The 18027-nt window shown below is 68.6% G+C and carries 19 protein-coding genes; 1 reads left to right on the top strand and 18 read right to left on the bottom strand.

The genetic code is table 11. The annotated features are described in order from the left end of the window. The first annotated feature begins 23 nt into the window (after positions 1-23). Complete coding sequence (locus tag ABH927_RS16395; protein ID WP_370022356.1) at positions 24-614, top strand: cob(I)yrinic acid a,c-diamide adenosyltransferase; 591 nt, start codon at positions 24-26, stop codon at positions 612-614. Here the strand turns inward: ABH927_RS16395 and ABH927_RS16390 are convergent, their stop codons facing one another. The 18 genes from ABH927_RS16390 to prfA form a co-directional block, all read right to left on the bottom strand. Further along, the gene (locus tag ABH927_RS16390) at positions 615-1013 is read right to left on the bottom strand and encodes a DUF2550 domain-containing protein (protein ID WP_370022354.1); all 399 of its coding nucleotides are present in this window, start codon (positions 1011-1013) and stop codon (positions 615-617) included. A gap of 21 nt (positions 1014-1034) precedes the next feature. After that, entirely contained in the window at positions 1035-1436 is a 402-nt protein-coding gene (locus ABH927_RS16385) for a F0F1 ATP synthase subunit epsilon (protein ID WP_261581651.1), read from the bottom strand. Positions 1437-1541: 105 nt separating this feature from the next. After that, entirely contained in the window at positions 1542-2969 is a 1428-nt protein-coding gene (gene atpD, locus ABH927_RS16380; RefSeq protein ID WP_370022352.1) for a F0F1 ATP synthase subunit beta, read from the bottom strand. A 1-nt stretch (position 2970) separates the two neighbouring features. Then, a complete protein-coding gene (locus ABH927_RS16375) occupies positions 2971-3873 on the bottom strand; it encodes a F0F1 ATP synthase subunit gamma (RefSeq protein ID WP_370022350.1) in 903 nt (300 codons plus the stop codon). A 3-nt stretch (positions 3874-3876) separates the two neighbouring features. Continuing rightward, a complete protein-coding gene (gene atpA / locus ABH927_RS16370; RefSeq protein ID WP_370022349.1) occupies positions 3877-5526 on the bottom strand; it encodes a F0F1 ATP synthase subunit alpha in 1650 nt (549 codons plus the stop codon). Positions 5527-5550: 24 nt separating this feature from the next. Beyond that, complete coding sequence (locus ABH927_RS16365) at positions 5551-6360, bottom strand: F0F1 ATP synthase subunit delta (RefSeq protein ID WP_370022347.1); 810 nt, start codon at positions 6358-6360, stop codon at positions 5551-5553. A 106-nt stretch (positions 6361-6466) separates the two neighbouring features. Continuing rightward, the gene (locus ABH927_RS16360; protein ID WP_370022345.1) at positions 6467-7012 is read right to left on the bottom strand and encodes a F0F1 ATP synthase subunit B; all 546 of its coding nucleotides are present in this window, start codon (positions 7010-7012) and stop codon (positions 6467-6469) included. A gap of 29 nt (positions 7013-7041) precedes the next feature. Then, on the bottom strand, positions 7042-7272 hold the full coding sequence (gene atpE / locus ABH927_RS16355) for an ATP synthase F0 subunit C (protein WP_346226161.1): 231 nt from the start codon (positions 7270-7272) through the stop codon (positions 7042-7044). Positions 7273-7337: 65 nt separating this feature from the next. Next, positions 7338-8129 carry a F0F1 ATP synthase subunit A gene (atpB, locus tag ABH927_RS16350; RefSeq protein WP_370022343.1) on the bottom strand — a complete coding sequence of 264 codons (792 nt, stop codon included), beginning with the start codon at positions 8127-8129 and terminating at the stop codon, positions 7338-7340. Between the two features lie 135 nt (positions 8130-8264). Further along, a complete protein-coding gene (locus ABH927_RS16345) occupies positions 8265-8480 on the bottom strand; it encodes a hypothetical protein (RefSeq protein ID WP_370022341.1) in 216 nt (71 codons plus the stop codon). Between the two features lie 63 nt (positions 8481-8543). Then, the gene (locus tag ABH927_RS16340) at positions 8544-8966 is read right to left on the bottom strand and encodes a hypothetical protein (protein WP_370022339.1); all 423 of its coding nucleotides are present in this window, start codon (positions 8964-8966) and stop codon (positions 8544-8546) included. A 153-nt stretch (positions 8967-9119) separates the two neighbouring features. Then, positions 9120-10538, bottom strand: a complete 1419-nt coding sequence (locus tag ABH927_RS16335) for a glycosyltransferase family 4 protein (protein WP_370022337.1) — start codon at positions 10536-10538, stop codon at positions 9120-9122. Positions 10539-10595: 57 nt separating this feature from the next. Beyond that, the gene (gene glyA, locus ABH927_RS16330; RefSeq protein ID WP_370022335.1) at positions 10596-11882 is read right to left on the bottom strand and encodes a serine hydroxymethyltransferase; all 1287 of its coding nucleotides are present in this window, start codon (positions 11880-11882) and stop codon (positions 10596-10598) included. Positions 11883-11987: 105 nt separating this feature from the next. After that, complete coding sequence (locus ABH927_RS16325) at positions 11988-12371, bottom strand: hypothetical protein (RefSeq protein ID WP_370022531.1); 384 nt, start codon at positions 12369-12371, stop codon at positions 11988-11990. A 159-nt stretch (positions 12372-12530) separates the two neighbouring features. Next, entirely contained in the window at positions 12531-14858 is a 2328-nt protein-coding gene (locus ABH927_RS16320; protein WP_370022333.1) for a hypothetical protein, read from the bottom strand. Between the two features lie 148 nt (positions 14859-15006). Continuing rightward, entirely contained in the window at positions 15007-15663 is a 657-nt protein-coding gene (locus ABH927_RS16315) for an L-threonylcarbamoyladenylate synthase (protein ID WP_370022529.1), read from the bottom strand. Positions 15664-15979: 316 nt separating this feature from the next. Continuing rightward, on the bottom strand, positions 15980-16834 hold the full coding sequence (gene prmC, locus ABH927_RS16310; protein ID WP_370022331.1) for a peptide chain release factor N(5)-glutamine methyltransferase: 855 nt from the start codon (positions 16832-16834) through the stop codon (positions 15980-15982). 133 nt (positions 16835-16967) lie between these two features. Then, positions 16968-18014 carry a peptide chain release factor 1 gene (gene prfA / locus ABH927_RS16305; RefSeq protein ID WP_370022329.1) on the bottom strand — a complete coding sequence of 349 codons (1047 nt, stop codon included), beginning with the start codon at positions 18012-18014 and terminating at the stop codon, positions 16968-16970. Between the last annotated feature and the right edge of the window lie 13 nt (positions 18015-18027).

The raw sequence follows: 18027 nt of genomic DNA, 5'->3' as shown, positions 1-18027 counted from the left end.
ACGGGCTGACTACGCTGAGCGGCATGACGCGAGCTGACAACGACAAGCCGGTCGTGCTATCGAAGATCTACACCAGGACGGGCGACGACGGGACCACGGCCCTCGGCGACATGAGCCGGACCCGTAAGACCGACCCGAGGCTGGCGGCGTACGCCGACGTGGAGGAGGCCAACGCCGCCATCGGGGTCGCCCTCGCCACCGGAGGGCTCCCCGAGGAACTGATCCCCGTCCTGGCACGGGTGCAGAACGAGCTCTTCGACGTCGGCGCGGACCTGTGCACGCCGGTGACTGAGAATCCGGAGTTCCCGCCGCTGCGTGTCGAGGAGTCCTACATCGCGTGGATCGAAGAGCAGTGCGACCGGTTCAACGCGACGCTGAAGCCGCTGCGCAGCTTCATCCTGCCCGGCGGCTCCCCCGCCACGGCGTACCTCCACGTCGCCCGCACGATCGTCCGGCGGGCCGAGCGGACGACCTGGTCGGCGCTTGAGGCCCACGACGACGTCAACCCGCTGACCGCCAAATACCTGAACCGGCTGTCCGACCTGATGTTCATCCTCTGCCGGATAGCCGCCGACGGCCACGAAATCCTCTGGAAACCCGGCGCCACCCGCTGATCACGCAGCGTCGAGGTGGGCGCTGGGCGGGGCGGATTCGAGCCAGGCAAGGAAGCCGGTCAGCGCGTCCTCGCTCATCGCCAGGGACAGGGGACCTCTCTCGGCGGAGCAGTCGACCGTCCAGTAGCCCGCCGGGCCCTCGCCCGTCGTCAGCCTTCTCCGGCTGGAAACGGTGAGGCCGCGCCTCGTGATCGCGTGGCGCGGCCTCAGTCGCAGTCCAATGAAGGGGATCCAGTGGAGCTCTCCTCCGGCGTAGCGGGCTACCCCGCTCCTCCAGCCCCGCTGCCCGTCACGTACCCGACAGACGACGGTGCCCCGGCTGCGAGCCAGGGCGAAACCGCGGAAGACCAGGAGCGCGGCCACAACGGAGACGCCCAGGAGTATCTCAAGCGCCGCCATCGCCGCCCCCTTCTTACAGAATCAGACCTCTTCGCCGGCCGCGCGCAGCCGGGCCGCGGCCCGCTTGGCTTCGAGCCTCGCGTCCGCGTCCTCCTGGTCGGCCTCGATCGAGGCCTGGGCACGCTGCAGCGCGTCCTTCGCTCTCGCGATGTCGACCTCGGAGCCCAGCTCGGCCGCCTCCGCCAGGATCGACACGTCGTCGTTGGCGACGGAGATGAACCCGCCGTGAACCGCGGCCACGAGGTCGTCCTCGCCGTCACGCTTTACGCGCAGCACCCCGCCCTCGACGAGGACACCGAGAACAGGAGCGTGTTTCGGCATAATACCGATCTCGCCGTCCACGGTCTTGGCAATCACCATGTCGGCCTCGCCCGACCAGATTTCACGTTCCGGCGATACTACGCCGACGCGAAGCTTTGCCACTTCTCAGCTCCCCCTTTCATGAAGACACTGCATGGAGACATTTCAAGGAGCCACTGCCAGGAGACGCCTGTACGGCCGGCAAGCCGTACAGGCGTCTGAGGCGTTCTAGCGCTCGAGTTCCTTCGCCTTGGCGATGGCCTGCTCGATGCCACCGACCATGAAGAACGCCTGCTCGGGCAGGTGGTCGTACTCGCCGGCGCACAGGCCCTTGAACGAGGCGATGGTCTCGTCCAGCGGCACGAACTCGCCGGGCTGGCCGGTGAACGCCTCGGCGGCGTACATCGGGTGGGAGAGGAACCGCTCGATCCGGCGTGCCCGCTGGACGGTGACCTTGTCCTCTTCGGAGAGCTCGTCGATGCCCAGGATGGCGATGATGTCCTGCAGTTCCTTGTACTTCTGCAGGATCCGCTTGGTCTCCTGAGCGACCGCGTAGTGCTCGTCACCGATGATCTGCGGGTCGAGGATGCGCGACGAGGAGTCGAGCGGGTCCACCGCGGGGTAGATGCCCTTCTCCGAGATCGGACGGGAGAGCACCGTCTGGGCGTCGAGGTGCGCGAACGCGTTGTGCGGCGCCGGGTCGGTGATGTCGTCGGCGGGGACGTAGATCGCCTGCATGGAGGTGATCGAGTGTCCACGCGTGGAGGTGATCCGCTCCTGGAGCACACCCATCTCGTCGGCCAGGGTCGGCTGGTAACCCACCGCGGACGGCATGCGGCCGAGCAGGGTGGACACCTCGGAGCCGGCCTGGGTGAACCGGAAGATGTTGTCGATGAACAGCAGCACGTCCTGCTTCTGCACGTCGCGGAAGTACTCCGCCATCGTGAGGGCGGACAGGGCGACGCGCAGACGCGTGCCCGGCGGCTCGTCCATCTGGCCGAAGACGAGCGCGGTGTCCTTGAGGACGTCCGCCTCCTCCATCTCCAGCCAGAGGTCGTTGCCCTCACGGGTGCGCTCGCCGACGCCCGCGAACACCGAGGTGCCCGAGAACTTCAGCGCGACGCGGCGGATCATCTCCTGGATCAGAACGGTCTTGCCGACGCCCGCGCCGCCGAACAGGCCAATCTTGCCGCCCTTGACGTACGGCGTGAGCAGGTCGATGACCTTGATGCCGGTGGGCAGCATCTCGGTGCGCGACTCGAGCTGGTCGAACGCCGGGGACGGACGGTGGATGCCCCACTTCTCGGTGACCTCGAGCGACGCCTTCGGCACGTCGAGAGGCTCGCCGAGGGCGTTCCACACGTGGCCCTTGACGATGTCGCCGACCGGCACCGAGATCGGGCCGCCGCTGTCGGTGACGGCAGAGCCGCGGACCACGCCGTCGGTGGGCTGCATGGAGATGGCCCGGACCATGTTGTCGCCGAGGTGCTGCGCGACCTCAAGCGTCAGGGTCTTGGTCTCCTCGCCGAGCGTGGTCTCGACGGTGAGGGCGTTGTAGATCTCGGGCATGTTGTCGACCGAGAACTCCACGTCGACGACGGGACCCGTGACGCGGGCGACGCGGCCCACGCTGGTCTCAACAGTCTGTGCGGTCATTTCACTCTTTCCCCGCTGCGGCGTCAGCGAGCGCGTTCGCGCCACCGACGATCTCGCTGATTTCCTGGGTGATCTCGGCCTGGCGGGCCTGGTTCATCTGGCGGGTGAACACACCGATGAGCTCGTTCGCGTTGTCCGTCGCGGACTTCATGGCCCGGCGACGCGAAGCCTCCTCCGACGCCGCCGACTGGAGGAGCGCGTTGAAGATGCGCGACTCCACGTAGCGCGGCAGCAGCGAGTTCAGCACCTCGTCGGCGGTCGGCTCGAACTCGAAGTACGGCGGGATGGCCTCGTCGGGGGCCACCTCCGTCTCCTCGACCTCCAGCGGCAGGATCCGCTTGACGATGACCTTCTGTGTCAGCATCGAGACGAACTCGGTGTAGACGACGTGGATCTCGTCGATCCCGTCGTTCTCCTTGAACGACTCGATGAGGGTGCCGGCGATCTCCTTGGCGTCGCCGTACGACGGCCTGCGGGAGAAACCCTCCCAGCGGCCGCCCATCTCACGGCTGCGGAACGTGTGCCAGGTGACGCCCTTACGACCGACGACGAACGGCACGGCGCGGATGCCGCGACCTTCGAGCAGCCCGCGCAGGGCCTCCGCCTCGCGCAGCACGTTGGCGTTGTAGCCGCCGCAGAAGCCGCTGTCGCTGGTCACGATCAGCACGCCGGCGCTGGCCGGCTGCTCCTTGGCGACCGTCAGCGGGTGGTCGACGGTCGCGGTGTTGCTCACGACGCCGGACACGGCCCGGGTGATCTCGCGCTCGTACGGCACAGCGGCCTGCATCCGCTGCTGCGCCTTCACGATGCGCGAGGAGGCGATGAGCTCCTGGGCACGCGTGATCTTGGCGGTCGACTTGACCGACTTGATCCGCCGCCGCAGCAGCCTTAGCTGGGCACCCATACGCTACTTCTTCTCAGTCTTGCGGACGTGCTTGACGATCTTCTCCTGGCCGACTTCGCCGGCCTCGAGCGCCTCCACGGGCACGTCCTTGACCAGCAGCTCGCCGGACGAGGTCGTGAAGCCCTTCTTGAACTCGCTGATCGCTTCCTTGAGCATGGTGACCGTGTCGTCGGCCAGGTCCCTGGTCTCGCGGATGCTGTCGAGCACGCCCTTGTACTGGCTGGAGATGTAGTCGAGGAACTCGCCCTCGAAGCGGCGGATGTCCTCGATCGGCACGTCGTCCAGCTCGCCGGTGGTGCCGGCCCAGACCGAGACGACCTGCTTCTCGACCGGGAAGGGGCTGTACTGCGGCTGCTTGAGCAGCTCGACCAGACGGGAGCCCCGCTCCAGCTGAGCGCGGGAGGCCGCGTCCAGGTCGGAGGCGAAGGCCGCGAACGCCTCCAGGTCACGGAACTGGGACAGCGACAGGCGCAGCGTTCCGGCGACCTTCCGCATGGCCTTGACCTGCGCCGAGCCGCCGACTCGGGAGACCGAGACACCGACGTTGATCGCCGGGCGGACGCCGGCGTTGAACAGGTCGGTCTCCAGGAAGCACTGGCCGTCGGTGATCGAGATGACGTTGGTCGGGATGAACGCCGAGACGTCGTTGCCCTTGGTCTCGATGATCGGCAGACCGGTCATGGAGCCCGCGCCCATGTCGTTGGAGAGCTTGGCGCAGCGCTCCAGCAGACGCGAGTGCAAGTAGAAGACGTCGCCCGGGAAGGCCTCACGGCCCGGCGGGCGGCGCAGCAGCAGCGAGACCGCGCGGTACGCGTCGGCCTGCTTGGTCAGGTCGTCGAAGATGATCAGGACGTGCTTGCCCTGGTACATCCAGTGCTGCCCGATGGCGGAACCGGTGTAGGGGGCGACGTACTTGAAGCCCGCGGGGTCGGACGCCGGGGCGGCGACGATGGTGGTGTACTCCATCGCCCCCTCCTCCTCCAGGCGGCCCTTGACCTGCGCGATCGTCGAGCCCTTCTGGCCGACCGCGACGTAGATGCAGCGCACCTGCTTGTCGGGGTCGCCGGAGAGCCAGTTCTCCTTCTGGTTCAGGATGGTGTCCACGGCGATGGCGGTCTTGCCGGTGCCACGGTCACCGATGATCAGCTGGCGCTGGCCGCGGCCGATCGGCGTCATGGCGTCGATCGCCTTGAGGCCGGTCTGCAGCGGCTCCTTCACCGGCTGGCGCTGGACCACGGAGGGGGCCTGGAGTTCGAGGGCGCGACGGCCCTCGGCCTCGATGGCGCCCTTGCCGTCCAGCGGGTTGCCGAGGGGGTCGACCACGCGACCGAGGAAGTTGTCGCCCACGGGGACCGACAGGACCTCACCGGTCCGGCGGACCTGCTGGCCCTCCTCGATCTTGCTGAAGTCGCCCAGGATAACCGAACCGATCTCCCGGACGTCCAGGTTCAGTGCCAGGCCACGCGTGCCGTCCTCGAACTCGATCAGCTCGTTCGCCATCGCCGAGGGCAGGCCGGAGACATGGGCGATGCCGTCGCCACAGTCGACGACGGTCCCGATCTCCTCGCGCGCGGCGCCTTCCGGCTCGTACGCCTGGACGAAGCGCTCAAGCGCGTCCCGGATCTCGTCCGGCCGGATCGTAAGCTCCGCCATCTCTCTTCTGTCTCCCTATTCGCCTTAGCCGGCCAACCGGCGGCGGACTTCTTCGATACGTCCAGCGATGGTGGTGTCGATCAGGTCGTCTCCGATCCTCACGGAGAAACCGCCGAGCACCTCCGGGTCCACCTCGACGTTCAGGTGGACGTCTCGCCCGTATGTGGCTCGCAACCAGGTGGCGAGCCGCTGCTTCTGCTCCTCGGCCAGCGGTACGGCACTGCGCACCACCCCGACCAGGCGTTGCCGCGTGCGCGCGACGATGTAGCCGTACTCCTCGAGGGCAGTCTCCAGGCTACGTCCTCGCGGATGTGCGGCGATCTGCGTCACCAGGCGGAGCGTCGAGGGCACGACCTTGCCGCCGAGGAGGTCGGCCAGCAGCTCGCCCTTGCGCTCCGCCGGAACGGCGGGGGCGCTCAGCCAGCGGCGCAGCCCCGGGTTGGCCGCGAGGATGCGGCCGAACCGGAACAACTCGTCCTCGACGTCGTCGAGCCTGCTCTCCGACTCGGCCTCCGCCGCGGCGGCCATGACACCGATACGCTCAAGCGCGTCCGCCAGGTCACCGGAGCGGGACCACTTGGCCCGCACGGCCGCGACCGTGATCTCGAGCGCGGTCTCGCTCACCTTGCCCTGCAGGAGGGCGCGGATGGTCTGTTCCTTCTGCTCCGCCGGGCGGGCGGGGTCGGAAAGGCCGCGGCGCAGCCCGTGCTCGCGGTCGAACAGATCGGCGACGGCGAAGAGCTCCTCGGCCAGGGTGCCGAGGTCGGCGGACGCCGCGACGGCGTTGAACCGCTCCTCGACCTCGGCGAGCGCGGTCCTGCTCAGACCTCTCATCGGTCGCTCACCGCTCCCCGGCTGTCGTGCCGGGCGGGAAGCCCGGCAGCGCGGAGCTCACCGCACCGGCTTTCGGGCCGGCTCCGGATCCGGCTTCGCGCCGGCATCAGCGGACCGCTTCCGGGCGGCCCTCGAGCTCCTCGAGGAACCGGTCGACGATGCGGCGCTGACGGGCCTCGTCCTCCAGCGACTCGCCGACGATGCGGCCGGCCAGCTCGGTGGACAGGCGGCCGATCTCGGCACGCAGTTGGACGACCGCCTGCTGACGGTCGGCCTCGATCTGCGCGTGCGCCGCCTGGACGATGCGCCGCGCCTCGGCCTGAGCCTCCTCGCGGAGCTCCGCCTTGATCTGGGCGCCCTGCTCGCGCGCCTCCTCCCGCAGCCGCGCCGCCTCCTGGCGGGCCTCCGCCAGCTGGGAGCGGTACTGCTCAAGGGTGTGCTGCGCTTCGGCCTGCAGGTCCTCGGCCTTCTTGATGCCGCCCTCGATCACCTCGGTCCGCTCCGCCAGCGTCTTCTGGATGCGCGGGGTGAGGATCTTTCCGACGACGACGAAGACGACGAGGAAGGCGAAGCTGCCGACGACCAGCTCGTAAAGATGCGGGACGAGAGGGTTCGCGCCCTCCGCCGCCAGGAGCCTAGCTGCCGTAGTCATAGGTGCAGCCTTCCGTCAGATTGGGTACGTCAGCTCGTGGGGTAGATGAAGGGCGCGACGAGGCCGATGAGGGCCAGCGCCTCGGTGAGGACGAAGCCGAGCAGCATGTTCTGCCGGATCAGGCCGTACGCCTCGGGCTGGCGGGCGATGGCCTGCACGCCCTGGCCGAAGATGATGCCCACGCCGATGCCGGGGCCGATGGCGGCGAGGCCGTAACCGATCGCGCCAAGGTTGCCGGTGACCGCAGCGAGAACGCTCATTCGTGTTCTTCCTTTACTGGTCGGCCGGTGAACGTTTCACCGGTCTGGACTTACGTCAGGGGGGTTCAGTGATCCGGGTGCAGCGAGCCGCCGATGTACATGGCGGCGAGCATCGTGAAGAGGAACGCCTGGAGGAACTGGATGAAGATCTCAAACCCGGTCATGGCGATCGTCATGACCACGCCCAGCACGCCGAGCCCGGCGCCGAGCGGGGTGAGCTTCTCGAAGAGGAACCAGAAACCGACGGCGCTGAAGAAGGCCAGGATGAGGTGGCCGGCGAACATGTTGGCGAAGAGTCGGACGGCGTGCGTGAACGGCGCCAGAATGAGGTTCGAGAGGAACTCGATCGGGGCCAGCAGCACGTAGATCGGCTTGGGGAGCCCCGGCGGGAACATCATGTTCTTGAAGTAGCCGCCCAGGCCCTGGTGCTTGATGCCCAGGTAGATCTTGATGATGTAGATCGTGAGCGCGAACACCACCGGGAAGGCGATGTGCGACGCGATCGGGATCTGGATCAGCGGGACGACGCCGAAGAAGTTCCACAGCAGAATGAGGAAGAACAGGCTGAGCAGCAGCGGCATCCAGCGCTCGGCGTCCTTGCCGAGGAACGGCCGCGCCACCTGGTCACGGACGAACTCGTAGCCCTTCTCGCCGATGTTCTGCATGCCGCGCGGCACGAGCTGCGGCTTGGCGAAGGCGCTCCACGCGAAGGCGCAGACCAGGAGAGTGCCGACGACGGCGAAGACCACCGGCTTGGTAAGCCAGGTGGGGGCGCCCTCGTACAGCGGCGGGAAATCGAAGATCGACGGCCCCGGCGCCTCGAAATTGTCCTCTGCCAGAAGCGTCAAGGGGGTCACTTGGCCACCTCGGCTACCTGCCCGGGGACAAACGCCCGAGCCATGCTGTGCTTGTTCGTCCGCTCGCTACGCTCGCGCACGGGCGTTCCCTTCAACGTGATTGATCGACAGAAGAGCGGGGAAGTGCGGCAGACCCTAGCGGCCGTACTTCAGATAGACCAGGTAGATCGCAAGCCCGACGCCGAGAATGACGCCTATAGGGATGAATGCGTGCACGCCGGTCCACCAGCTCAGCAACCAGCCAATGCCGCCCCACATCAAGATCCCCGAGAGCAGATAGCTCGGGACCGACCAGGCGGCGTCGGCGAAGTCGCGGCCGTCGCTCTCGGGCCTGCGCTCCTGTTCGCTCATCGCGGGCACGACGATAGCAGGACCCGGGGGGACTAGTCATATCGGGCTGCCCCTCGAGCCTGATCATCGGTTGCTCCGGCCGGGCACTTCAGCACCGGGCTCCACGTAGAGCAACTTGAGTTTCATGAATCCGCGCATCTCGCCGACCGTCCACGCGAGCGTGCACACGATGACGCTGATGGCGAACACGCGAGAGTTGAACGCGGTGGTGCCGTCGAAGGCGCTCAGCATGGCCATGATCGCGAGCACCTTGACGACGTAACCCACGACGGCGGCGGTCATCATGGCCATCGGCGAAACCCGGCCGGCCCATGAGACGACGGCGAGGCCGATGGTGAAGAAGACGGCGACGAGAACGACACCGATGCCGGCGCCCAGCGCACCCTTGGCTCCGGTCAGCACCGCCGCGAGGATCACGGCGACGAGACCCGCTGCCAGAGTCGGCACGGCGGCGCCCTTGAGAACGCGCACGTCGTTGGCCTGCATCGGAACTCCATGGTCGATTGTCAAGCGAGCGATTGCTACCTCAGAGGGACGCGGTACCACGCAACCCCTGCTAGTGAAAGCTATCACAAGCTCCGGAGTGCCACCTTTACCTGCCCTTTCGGGTCCCTGACCTGCCCTTCCCCTCGTGGCCGGCTATCGGGTGGGCCTGGCGTCGGCCCGGTGCGTGGGGGTGGCGGCCGGCGCGGAGTCGGCCCCGTAAGGGACCTGGTACGGGGGCCCGTACGGGGGCCGGCGCGAGGGAGGCACGGCAGGCGCGGCGGGGGCGGGGACGGTCGGCACTGCGGGCGCGGCGGGGGCGGGGACGGCCGGCACGGCGGAGGCGGCCGGATTCCTTGTCGGCTCCCCCGCCGGCTTCTCCGTCGCCGGTTGGCCGAGGCCGCGGCCGGGATCGGATACCGGGCGCCGCGCCGCGTGCGCGCCGCCCTTCCGGTAACGCAGTTCTTCGCGGCGCGACCGCCACCGGGGCAGCGCCATCATGACCAGCACGCCCACCGCCAGCAGGATCGTCAGCGGGAAGACGATGAGCGGAACGCCGCCGATCGACAGGCCGACGATGGTGAACGCGAACAGGAACGTCCACGCGTACATGATCAGAACGCTGCGCCGGTGCGAGTGGCCGATGTCGAGCAGGCGGTGGTGCAGGTGGCCGCGGTCGGGGGCGAACGGCGACAGCCCGGCCGACGTCCGGCGGACCACCGCCATTATCAGGTCCACCAACGGAAGGATCATGACCGCGATCGGCAGGATCAGCGGCAGGATGACCGGGAACCGGTTGATCTTGACGGCGCTCGGCTCGACGGACGACGTGATGGTGATCAGCGAGGTGGCCAGCAGCAGCCCGATCAGCATGGCACCGGTGTCGCCCATGAAGATCTTGGCAGGGTTGAAGTTGTGCGGCAGGAAGCCCACGCACATCCCGATCAGGATCGCGGCGATCGCCGCCGTCACGTTGATGCGCGATCCGCTGCTGGTCTGGGAGAGCGCGATGGAGTAGGCGAACGTCGCCATGGCCGCGATGCCGACGATCCCGGCCGCCAGGCCGTCCAGCCCGTCGACGAAGTTCACGGCATTGATCACGACGACCACGATCAGGATCGTAATCACTGGGCGGAGCGTGCTGTCGAGGCCGGTGGGACCGCCCATGAACTGGGGCAGGGGAAGCCACGGCAGGTACATCCCGTAGTAGACCAGCAGGCCGCCCGCCCCGATCTGGCCGCCGAGCTTGACGAGCGCGTCCATGCCCAGCCAGTCGTCCAGGAAGCCGGTCACCACGATCAGGCCGGCGGCGGCGAGCACGGCCGTCACCGTATGCCCGGTCTGGACGCTGCCGAAGGCACCGCTCACATACGGCAGATGCGTGGCCACGAGCAACCCGGCGGCAAGCCCGCCGAACATCGCCAGGCCGCCCAGCCGGGGGGTGGGAACCTTGTGCACGTCTCGTTCCCGCACTTCCGGGGCCGCGCCGATGCGCAACGCGAACGCCCTGACAGGCGGCACCAGCAGGAAGGTGACCGCTGCCGCCACGAGCGCCAAGAGCGTGTATTCGCGCACTGACCTAGTTTCCTGGATTGGGGGACCAGTTGTGACCGGAAAACGACACAGACCGCCTCATTCCTCTCGGCGATATGCCGGGTGCGTGGCGGTCAGCCCCTTTACCCGATCGGTCACCGACGCTATCGCACCCGGGTTGCGCACCGCTTGCACGACGGCGGAAGCGATCTCCTTCATCTCCGCGACACCCATGCCCTGGGTCGTGACGCACGGGGTGCCGACCCTGATCCCGGAGGTGACGGTCGGGGGCTCCGGATCATATGGGATCACGTTGCGGTTGAGCGTGATGCCGGCCTGCGCGCAGCGCCGCTCGGCCTCAGCGCCGCTCACCGGGAGACCCCGGAAGTCGGTCAGCCCCCGCAGGTCGAACAGGGCGAGGTGGGTGTCGGTGCCGCCGGAAACCGGGCGCATGCCCTCGGCGGCCAGGCCCTCGGCGAGCGTCATCGCGTTCTCGACGACGGAGGCCGCGTAGTCCTTGTACTCCGGCCGCAGCGCCTCCCCGAACGCCACCGCCTTCGCCGCGACCGCGTGCATCAGCGGGCCGCCCTGCGTGAAAGGGAAGACCGCGTGGTCGATCCGCTGAGCGAGCTCTTCAGTGCACAGCACCCCTCCCCCGCGCGGCCCGCGCAGCGCCTTGTGCGTGGTGAACGTGACGACATCCGCGTACGGCACGGCCGACGGGATCGCCTCCCCGGCCATCAGGCCGATCGTGTGGGCGGCGTCCACCAGCAGCCAGGCGCCGATCTCGTCCGCGATCCCCCGGAAGGCGGAGTAGTCGATCACACGGGGGTACGACGTCGTCCCGCAGATGATCAGCTTGGGGCGGTGCCTGATCCCGAGCTCGCGGACCTCGTCGTAGTCGATGAGCTCGGTGTCCCGGCGGACGCCGTAGGAGACGACGTCGAACCACCTGCCGGAGAAATTGACCTTGGACCCGTGGGTCAGGTGGCCGCCGTGCTGCAGGGCCATCGCCAGCACCGTGTCACCCGGCTGGAGCAGCGCCGCGTACGCGGCGAGGTTCGCCGAGGCGCCGCTGTGCGGCTGCACGTTGGCGTGATCGGCCTTGAACAGCAGCTTCGCCCGGTCGATGGCCAGCCGCTCGGCCCGGTCGACCACCTCGCAGCCGCCGTAGTATCTGCGGCCCGGATAGCCCTCGGCGTACTTGTTGGTGAGGGTCGATCCGAGCGCCGCGATCACCGCGGGGGAGGTGAAGTTCTCACTGGCGATGAGCTGGAGCCCGCCGCGCGCCCTGGCCAGCTCGTCCAGCAGCACCTGGGCGACGTCCGGGTCCTGCCGTGCAAGCTGGGAGAAATCTGGCCCGTAGAACGGCTCCGTCTTGTCCATAGAACCGGCTCACATCCCAGCGACGACACTCCTCTCAATGTAAACCCCGGCCCCCGGATCGCTCCCTGTCCGGCGGCCCTTTGCACAAGCTGTACGGAAGCGAGGTCAGGAGAAGGCGTGCGGCGCGCCCGCGCGGCTCGGCACCCAGCGCGGGGTGTCGGCCGCCTGGTCGCTGATCGCGGTCAGCACCGCCTGGCGGTACATCCCGAGCCGGTTGCGCCATTCGGCCAGGTCCTGGACGTACCGCCCCGCGACCGGGGCGTCCCAGACGTCCCTGCTCCGCGCCTGTTGGTACGGCTTGTCCAACGAGCCAGTGAGCTGGTCCATCAGCGGGACGACCTGTAACCACAGGTCCACGAGACGCTGATACTCCGGGTTGAAGACCCAGCCGGTCGGCTGGCCGCCGGGGGCGAGCAACTCCGTGTCCGACGGCGCGGGCGGCGCCTCCCCCGGCTGCAGCGGAGTCGGTGCCGGAGGGTCGACGTACATCACGATTGCGCCTCCACTGAGCTTTCAGCCTCTTCTGTGACTCGGGTGACTCCGGCGACTCCGCCTGCGCGGGGTCTCCGGGGTCGGGCGGGGACGGGCATGCGGTCGAACGTGTGGTGAACCGGGCCATCGGGGACGGGGACGCGGCCGGGCATGCCGTCAGCTTCCCGGCGGTGGGATGGCCCTGCCGGGGTCCCCGGGATCGACGCTGCCGGACGGGCCATCCGGCTCGAGCTTCATCGGCGCCCACTCGCCCTTGCCCCACTCCCCCTCGGGGACGCTGACGCTCGGCATGTCGATGGGCTCGATCTCCCGATGGTGGTCGACCAGCGTCCGCAGCACGTTGTCGTCCTCCGGGCCCGCCGGGTAGGACAGCACGTCGCCCGGCTGGGCCGCCGCCTCCGACCTGGGATCGCCGTAGCCGGAAGGGCCGGCTGACGTGCTCGCGTAGCCGAGCCCGCCGCTGCCGCTCGACCCGCCCGTGCTCCCGCTCCCGTGGTGCTCGGGCGTGCCGGGCACCGAGTCGCCGTTGCCGGTGGCGTACGGATCCTCCGTGAGGTTGTCCTCGGGGGTGCCGACGTAGTCCCCCTCCGGGTCGCCCGGCGCCAGCCCTGGATGGTGGTTGGTGGTGCCGGTGCTGCCGGTGTGGCCCGAGCCGGACTGGCCGGCGGGATTGGTGGAGTGGCCGGGAGGATTGGTGTGGCCGGTCACGTGCCCTGTGTGGGCCGGGTCGCCCGCATGACCGGCGTGTCCAGCCGTGCCGGAGATCGGAGTGCCGGGTTCCAGGGGCTCGACGAAGCCGGGCGGGCCGTCCGGGTGAGGGCCGGTGCCGCTGCCGGGGTGAGCGTGGATGCTCGGCATCTCCATGGGCTTGGCCTGGTCCATGTGGTCGTTGATCCAGGCGATGGAGTCCCCGTCCGGCTGGTTCATGGGCGTCGAGACGACCTTGACGCCATCGACGACGATCACCTGGCGGCCCACCGTCTGGTCGATGTCGTCGGGGTGGTCCTTCTTCGGTGTGTCGATGATCTGCGAGTCGTCCCGCGAGGTCGAGGGCTGCTCACTGCCCGACTTCGTCCCGTCGGACGTGCCCTGCTCGGCACCCCCCTGGCCGACACCGCCGCCCTGGCCGGGATGATCGACCTGGTGCCCGCCCACACCGGTGACGTGGGCGCCACCCGCCCCACCGCTCCCGACGCCGTTGCCGACGCCCTGGCCAACTCCTTGGACAGCGCCGTTCCCCGTGCCGTTACCGACGCCATTCCCGGTTCCGTTGCCGACGCCGTGACCGGTGCCGTCCCCGATGCCGTTGCCGACACCCTGGATGGCGCCGCTGCCCGTGCCATTGCCAACCTGGGCAACGCCGTTGCCCGTGCCGTTCCCGGCCCCGTTGCCGCCGTTGCCTGGGCCGTCGCACGTGCCACCAGAGCCACCGGCATCGTTGCCGGTGCCGTCGTTGGTGCCGTTGCCCACGCCGTTGGCAACCCCGTCGCCGGTGCCGTTGCCCGCGCCGTGACCAGTGCCGTGACCAGTGCCGTCGCCGACTCCGTTGCCGGCTCCCGGGACACTTCCATTCCCGGTCCCGGTGGCAGCGCCATTCCCGGTTCCGTTCGCAACGCCGTTGCCTACGCCGTTGGCGATCCCGTTGCCGGTGCCGTCGTTCGTGCCGTTGCCTACGCCGTTGGCGACCCCGTTGCCGGTGCCGTTGCCCACGCCCTGGCCAGTGCCATTCCCGACGCCGTTGGCAGCGCCGTTTCCGGTCCCGTTCGCAGCGCCGTTGGCAGCGCCGGTGCTGGTGCCGTCGTGTTTGGGAGCGTGGGAGAGCTCAGGGAGGCCGCCCTCGGCTGTGCCGTGGGTCTTCTCGGCGAGGGTGCCCTCGGCCGTGCCGTGCGTCTTGTCGTGAGTCTTCGCGTGGGTCTCGCCGTCGCTCGCACCGTGGACCCTGTGGCCGGTCTCACCCTTGGCAGACTCGGGTTTGGCGGAGTCATGCTTGGCGGAGTCGTGCTTGGGCGCGGTCGACGGGGCCTCGGAGTGCTTCGCGGACGGCTGGTCGTGGCCCGACTTGGCACCCGAATGGTCAGCCTTGTCGCCAGCCTTGTGATCGGCCTTGTGGTCCGTCTTGTGGTCCGTCTTGTGATCGGAAGCGGCACCGGTGGCCTTGTCCGCGGGCGGCTTGGGGTCGTCCGAAGGCTTGGTGGTGTCCTGCTCCGTGAACGAGGACTCCTTGCCGGCCGCCACATTGCCGTTGGCGCCGTGCTGTTTCTCCTTCTTCTCCAGGAGAACCAGACGGTTCGTCACGTCCCTGACCATCGTCGAACAGGCGTCGGCGACCTGTGACGGGCGGTGTGTCGTCTGTACGGCGATGCCGGCACCGCGTGTCAACTGCGTGACCCGGGCCTCGATGATGTCCATCTGCCTCGCGGCGTGCTGGACCTCCGACAACAGTTCGCGGACGAGTTTCGGATCCATCCCGTCGAGCTTCGCCATGGGCACGCCTCCACAGAGATATCGGCGCACTTCACGGTAGCCGGGGAGGCAGCCGTACAAAACCCCGATAGCCAGATGGCATGAATCGCCCTGATTCAAACGCCCGAGGCCCGCACCGCCGTACGGAACCGATACCGAGGCTGGGGCCTCAGTCCTCCGTGGCGAGGTAGCCGACGACGCCGCGGAGCTTGTCGACGGGAATCGCGCCTTTGCGCAGGACCCGGGGCACGGCCGTGGTGAGATCGAGGATCGTGGACGGCACGTTGTCCGTGCACGGACCCGCGTCGAGGTAGACGGAGACCGATTCGCCTAGCTGCTCCTCGGCCTCGGCCGCGGTGGTCGCGGGCGCGGCCCCCGACCGGTTGGCACTGGAGACGGCCATCGGGCCGGTCTCCTTCAGGAGGTCCAGGGCGACCGGGTGCAGCGGCATCCGGACGGCGACCGTCCCCTTGGTGTCGCCGAGATCCCACGACAGCGACCGGTTGGCCCGCAGGATGAGGGTCAGCGGGCCGGGCCAGAAGGCGTCGACGAGGTCCTGGCCGTACGTGCCGAGGCCCTCGACTAGCGCGTTGGCTGCCCGGACGGTGCCGACGAGCACGGGGACCGGCATGTCCCTGCCCCGGCCCTTGGCCTCCAGCAGGGCAGTCACGGCGGACGGGGTGAAAGCGTCCGCGCCGATGCCGTAGACCGTGTCGGTGGGGAGGACGACGAGCTCGCCCCGCCGCACCACCGAGGCGCCGTCGATCAGTCCAGAGGTCCGCTCACCCTGGTTAGCACAGTTGTACCGTCGACTCACGATCCCCATCTTCCCACGTCCGCGCCCCACCTTCGCCGTGATCATGCACAGGCTCCCTCATCGGCGTCTCCACCTGCCCCAACACTGCGCGTGATCATGCACACCTTCCCGTTGACCGGCCTCCACATGGGGAAACGCCTATCGCGATCATGCAGCCGCAGCCGCTTGATCACGTTGGCCGATGACCGAGGTCAAGCACTGTTCCAGGGAAAGTGTGCATGATCACGCCAACGATCGTCGCTGGTCGCGTGCATTTCCAGGAACCTGTGCATGATCACGCTCAGTTGGTGGGGGCCGCGAAGAGCCTGTGCATGATCACGTGGGTTCAGTCGTGGGTGAGGCGGGCGGTGACGAAACGGTCGCGGCCGGTCAGATCCTGGCGGAGCCGGACATCGCGCCAGCCGTTCTCCTCCGGGAACAGCCAGTACACCGAGTTTCCCTGCTCGTCGGCGTGCTCGACGGCCACGAAGCCTCCCGGCCTGAGCAGCCGCCGGGCCGTGCGCTCCACGGCTCTGACCTCGTCCAGGCCGTCCCTGCCCGACCCGTAGAGCGCGCGGGACGGGTCGTAGTCGCGCACCTCGGGATCGCGCGGGATGGCGCCCGGCGGGATGTACGGCGGGTTGGAGATCACCAGATCCACCTGTCCGTTGAGCTCGGGCAGGCAGTCGGCGAGGTCCTCGGGGTGGAGCGACGTCCGGCCCTGACCGTGTTCGAGGATGTTCCGCTTGGCCCAGCCGTACGCCACGGGGTCGATCTCGACGGCGTGCACCTGGGCCAGCGCGACCTCCTGGGCGATCGAGAGCGCCATGGCCCCCGACCCTGTGCCGAGGTCGACGACGACCGGTGAGGCGACGTCCATCTCGCGCAGCCGGTCGATCGCCCAGCCCGCCACGACCTCCGTCTCCGGTCTCGGCACGAAGACCCCCGGGCCGACCTCCAGCGACAGGTAGCGGAAGTACGCGCGGCCCGTGATGTGCTGGAGCGGCTCCCGGGCCTCCCGGCGGGCGATGCCCTCCCAGAAGAGCGCGTCGAAGTCGGCGTCCTTGACCGTGTGCAGCTTGCCGCGCGTCACACCATGGACGAAAGCCGCGATCTCTTCGGCGTCCGTGCGCGGTGACGGCACGCCCGCCTCGGCGAGCCGGGCGGTGGCGAGGGCGATCTCGTCGAGCAGGAAGGTCATCGGTCTCTTACGGCATGGGCGTACGGCACGGGCTATGTCTTGCGTCTTACAGCATCCGCGTGGACGACGCGTGTCACGACGGGCGTGTCACGGCATCTGTCCCACGGTATGCGTGTGAGGGCATGTGTCTGTCTCACGAGTGGGCGGCGAGTTTCTCCGACAGTTCGGCGTCCAGCAATGCCTGTACCACCGAGTCGAGATCGCCGTCCAGGACTTGGTCGAGGTTGTAGGCCTTGTAGCCCACACGGTGGTCGGAAATGCGGTTCTCCGGGTAGTTGTAGGTCCTGACCCGCTCGGAACGGTCGACCGTGCGCACCTGCGACTTGCGCTCCGCCATGGCGGCGGCCTCGGCCTCCTCCTGGGCGATCGCGAGCAGCCGGGCGCGCAGGACGCGCATCGCCGACTCCTTGTTCTGGAGCTGGCTCTTCTCGTTCTGGCAGGAGACGACCACACCGGTCGGGATGTGGGTGATCCGGACGGCCGAGTCGGTCGTGTTGACGCTCTGGCCACCGGGGCCACCGGACCGGAACACGTCGATCCGCAGGTCGTTGGAGTCGATCTGGATGTCGACGTCCTCAGCCTCGGGGTAGACGAGCACTCCGGCGGCGGACGTGTGGATGCGGCCCTGGGACTCGGTCACCGGCACCCGCTGGACGCGGTGGACGCCGCCCTCGAACTTGAGCCGGGCCCAGACGCCCTCCTTGCCCTTGATCGCGACCGTGACGTCCTTGTAGCCGCCGAGGTCCGAGTGCTGGGCGTCGATGATCTCGGTCTTGTAGCCGATCCGCTCGGCATAGCGGAGATACATGCGCAGGAGGTCGCCCGCGAACAGGGCCGACTCCTGGCCGCCCTCGCCCGCCTTGATCTCCATGATGATGTCTTTGTCGTCGTTCGGGTCACGCGGGACGAGGAGATGCGTCAGCTTCTCCTCCAGTATCGGGATGCGGCTTTCGAGGTCGGCCGCCTCCTCCGCGAACGACGCGTCCTCAGCCGCCAGTTCCTGGGCCGCCGCGAGGTCCTGCCGGACCCCCTCCAGCTCCCGATAGGTCGCCACGATGGGCGTGAGCGCCGCGTAGCGCTTGCCGTACGTCCTGGCCTTCGCCTGGTCGGCGTGCACGGCGGGATCGGCGAGCCGCTTCTCCAGGTCCTCGTACTCGCTGATGATCTCGTCGAGGTTCACCGCACGCTCCTTT

It is taken from the genome of Planotetraspora sp. GP83 (genome assembly GCF_041262585.1).
GTDB lineage: Bacteria > Actinomycetota > Actinomycetes > Streptosporangiales > Streptosporangiaceae > JAOEGB01.
This window is presented reverse-complemented; position numbering and strand designations above follow the sequence as displayed.

Excerpts from the sequence above, each read along its gene's own strand:
- ABH927_RS16365 (WP_370022347.1), bottom strand. The coding sequence starts at position 6,360 with ATGAGAGGTCTGAGCAGGACCGCGCTCGCCGAGGTCGAGGAGCGGTTC.
- atpD (WP_370022352.1), bottom strand. The coding sequence starts at position 2,969 with ATGACCGCACAGACTGTTGAGACCAGCGTGGGCCGCGTCGCCCGCGTC.
- ABH927_RS16340 (WP_370022339.1), bottom strand. The coding sequence starts at position 8,966 with ATGCAGGCCAACGACGTGCGCGTTCTCAAGGGCGCCGCCGTGCCGACT.
- ABH927_RS16395 (WP_370022356.1), top strand. The coding sequence starts at position 24 with ATGACGCGAGCTGACAACGACAAGCCGGTCGTGCTATCGAAGATCTAC.
- atpE (WP_346226161.1), bottom strand. The coding sequence starts at position 7,272 with ATGAGCGTTCTCGCTGCGGTCACCGGCAACCTTGGCGCGATCGGTTAC.
- ABH927_RS16345 (WP_370022341.1), bottom strand. The coding sequence starts at position 8,480 with ATGAGCGAACAGGAGCGCAGGCCCGAGAGCGACGGCCGCGACTTCGCC.
- ABH927_RS16320 (WP_370022333.1), bottom strand. The coding sequence starts at position 14,858 with ATGGCGAAGCTCGACGGGATGGATCCGAAACTCGTCCGCGAACTGTTG.
- ABH927_RS16325 (WP_370022531.1), bottom strand. The coding sequence starts at position 12,371 with ATGTACGTCGACCCTCCGGCACCGACTCCGCTGCAGCCGGGGGAGGCG.
- ABH927_RS16375 (WP_370022350.1), bottom strand. The coding sequence starts at position 3,873 with ATGGGTGCCCAGCTAAGGCTGCTGCGGCGGCGGATCAAGTCGGTCAAG.
- prmC (WP_370022331.1), bottom strand. The coding sequence starts at position 16,834 with ATGACCTTCCTGCTCGACGAGATCGCCCTCGCCACCGCCCGGCTCGCC.
- ABH927_RS16390 (WP_370022354.1), bottom strand. The coding sequence starts at position 1,013 with ATGGCGGCGCTTGAGATACTCCTGGGCGTCTCCGTTGTGGCCGCGCTC.
- glyA (WP_370022335.1), bottom strand. The coding sequence starts at position 11,882 with ATGGACAAGACGGAGCCGTTCTACGGGCCAGATTTCTCCCAGCTTGCA.
- atpA (WP_370022349.1), bottom strand. The coding sequence starts at position 5,526 with ATGGCGGAGCTTACGATCCGGCCGGACGAGATCCGGGACGCGCTTGAG.
- ABH927_RS16360 (WP_370022345.1), bottom strand. The coding sequence starts at position 7,012 with ATGACTACGGCAGCTAGGCTCCTGGCGGCGGAGGGCGCGAACCCTCTC.
- ABH927_RS16315 (WP_370022529.1), bottom strand. The coding sequence starts at position 15,663 with ATGGGGATCGTGAGTCGACGGTACAACTGTGCTAACCAGGGTGAGCGG.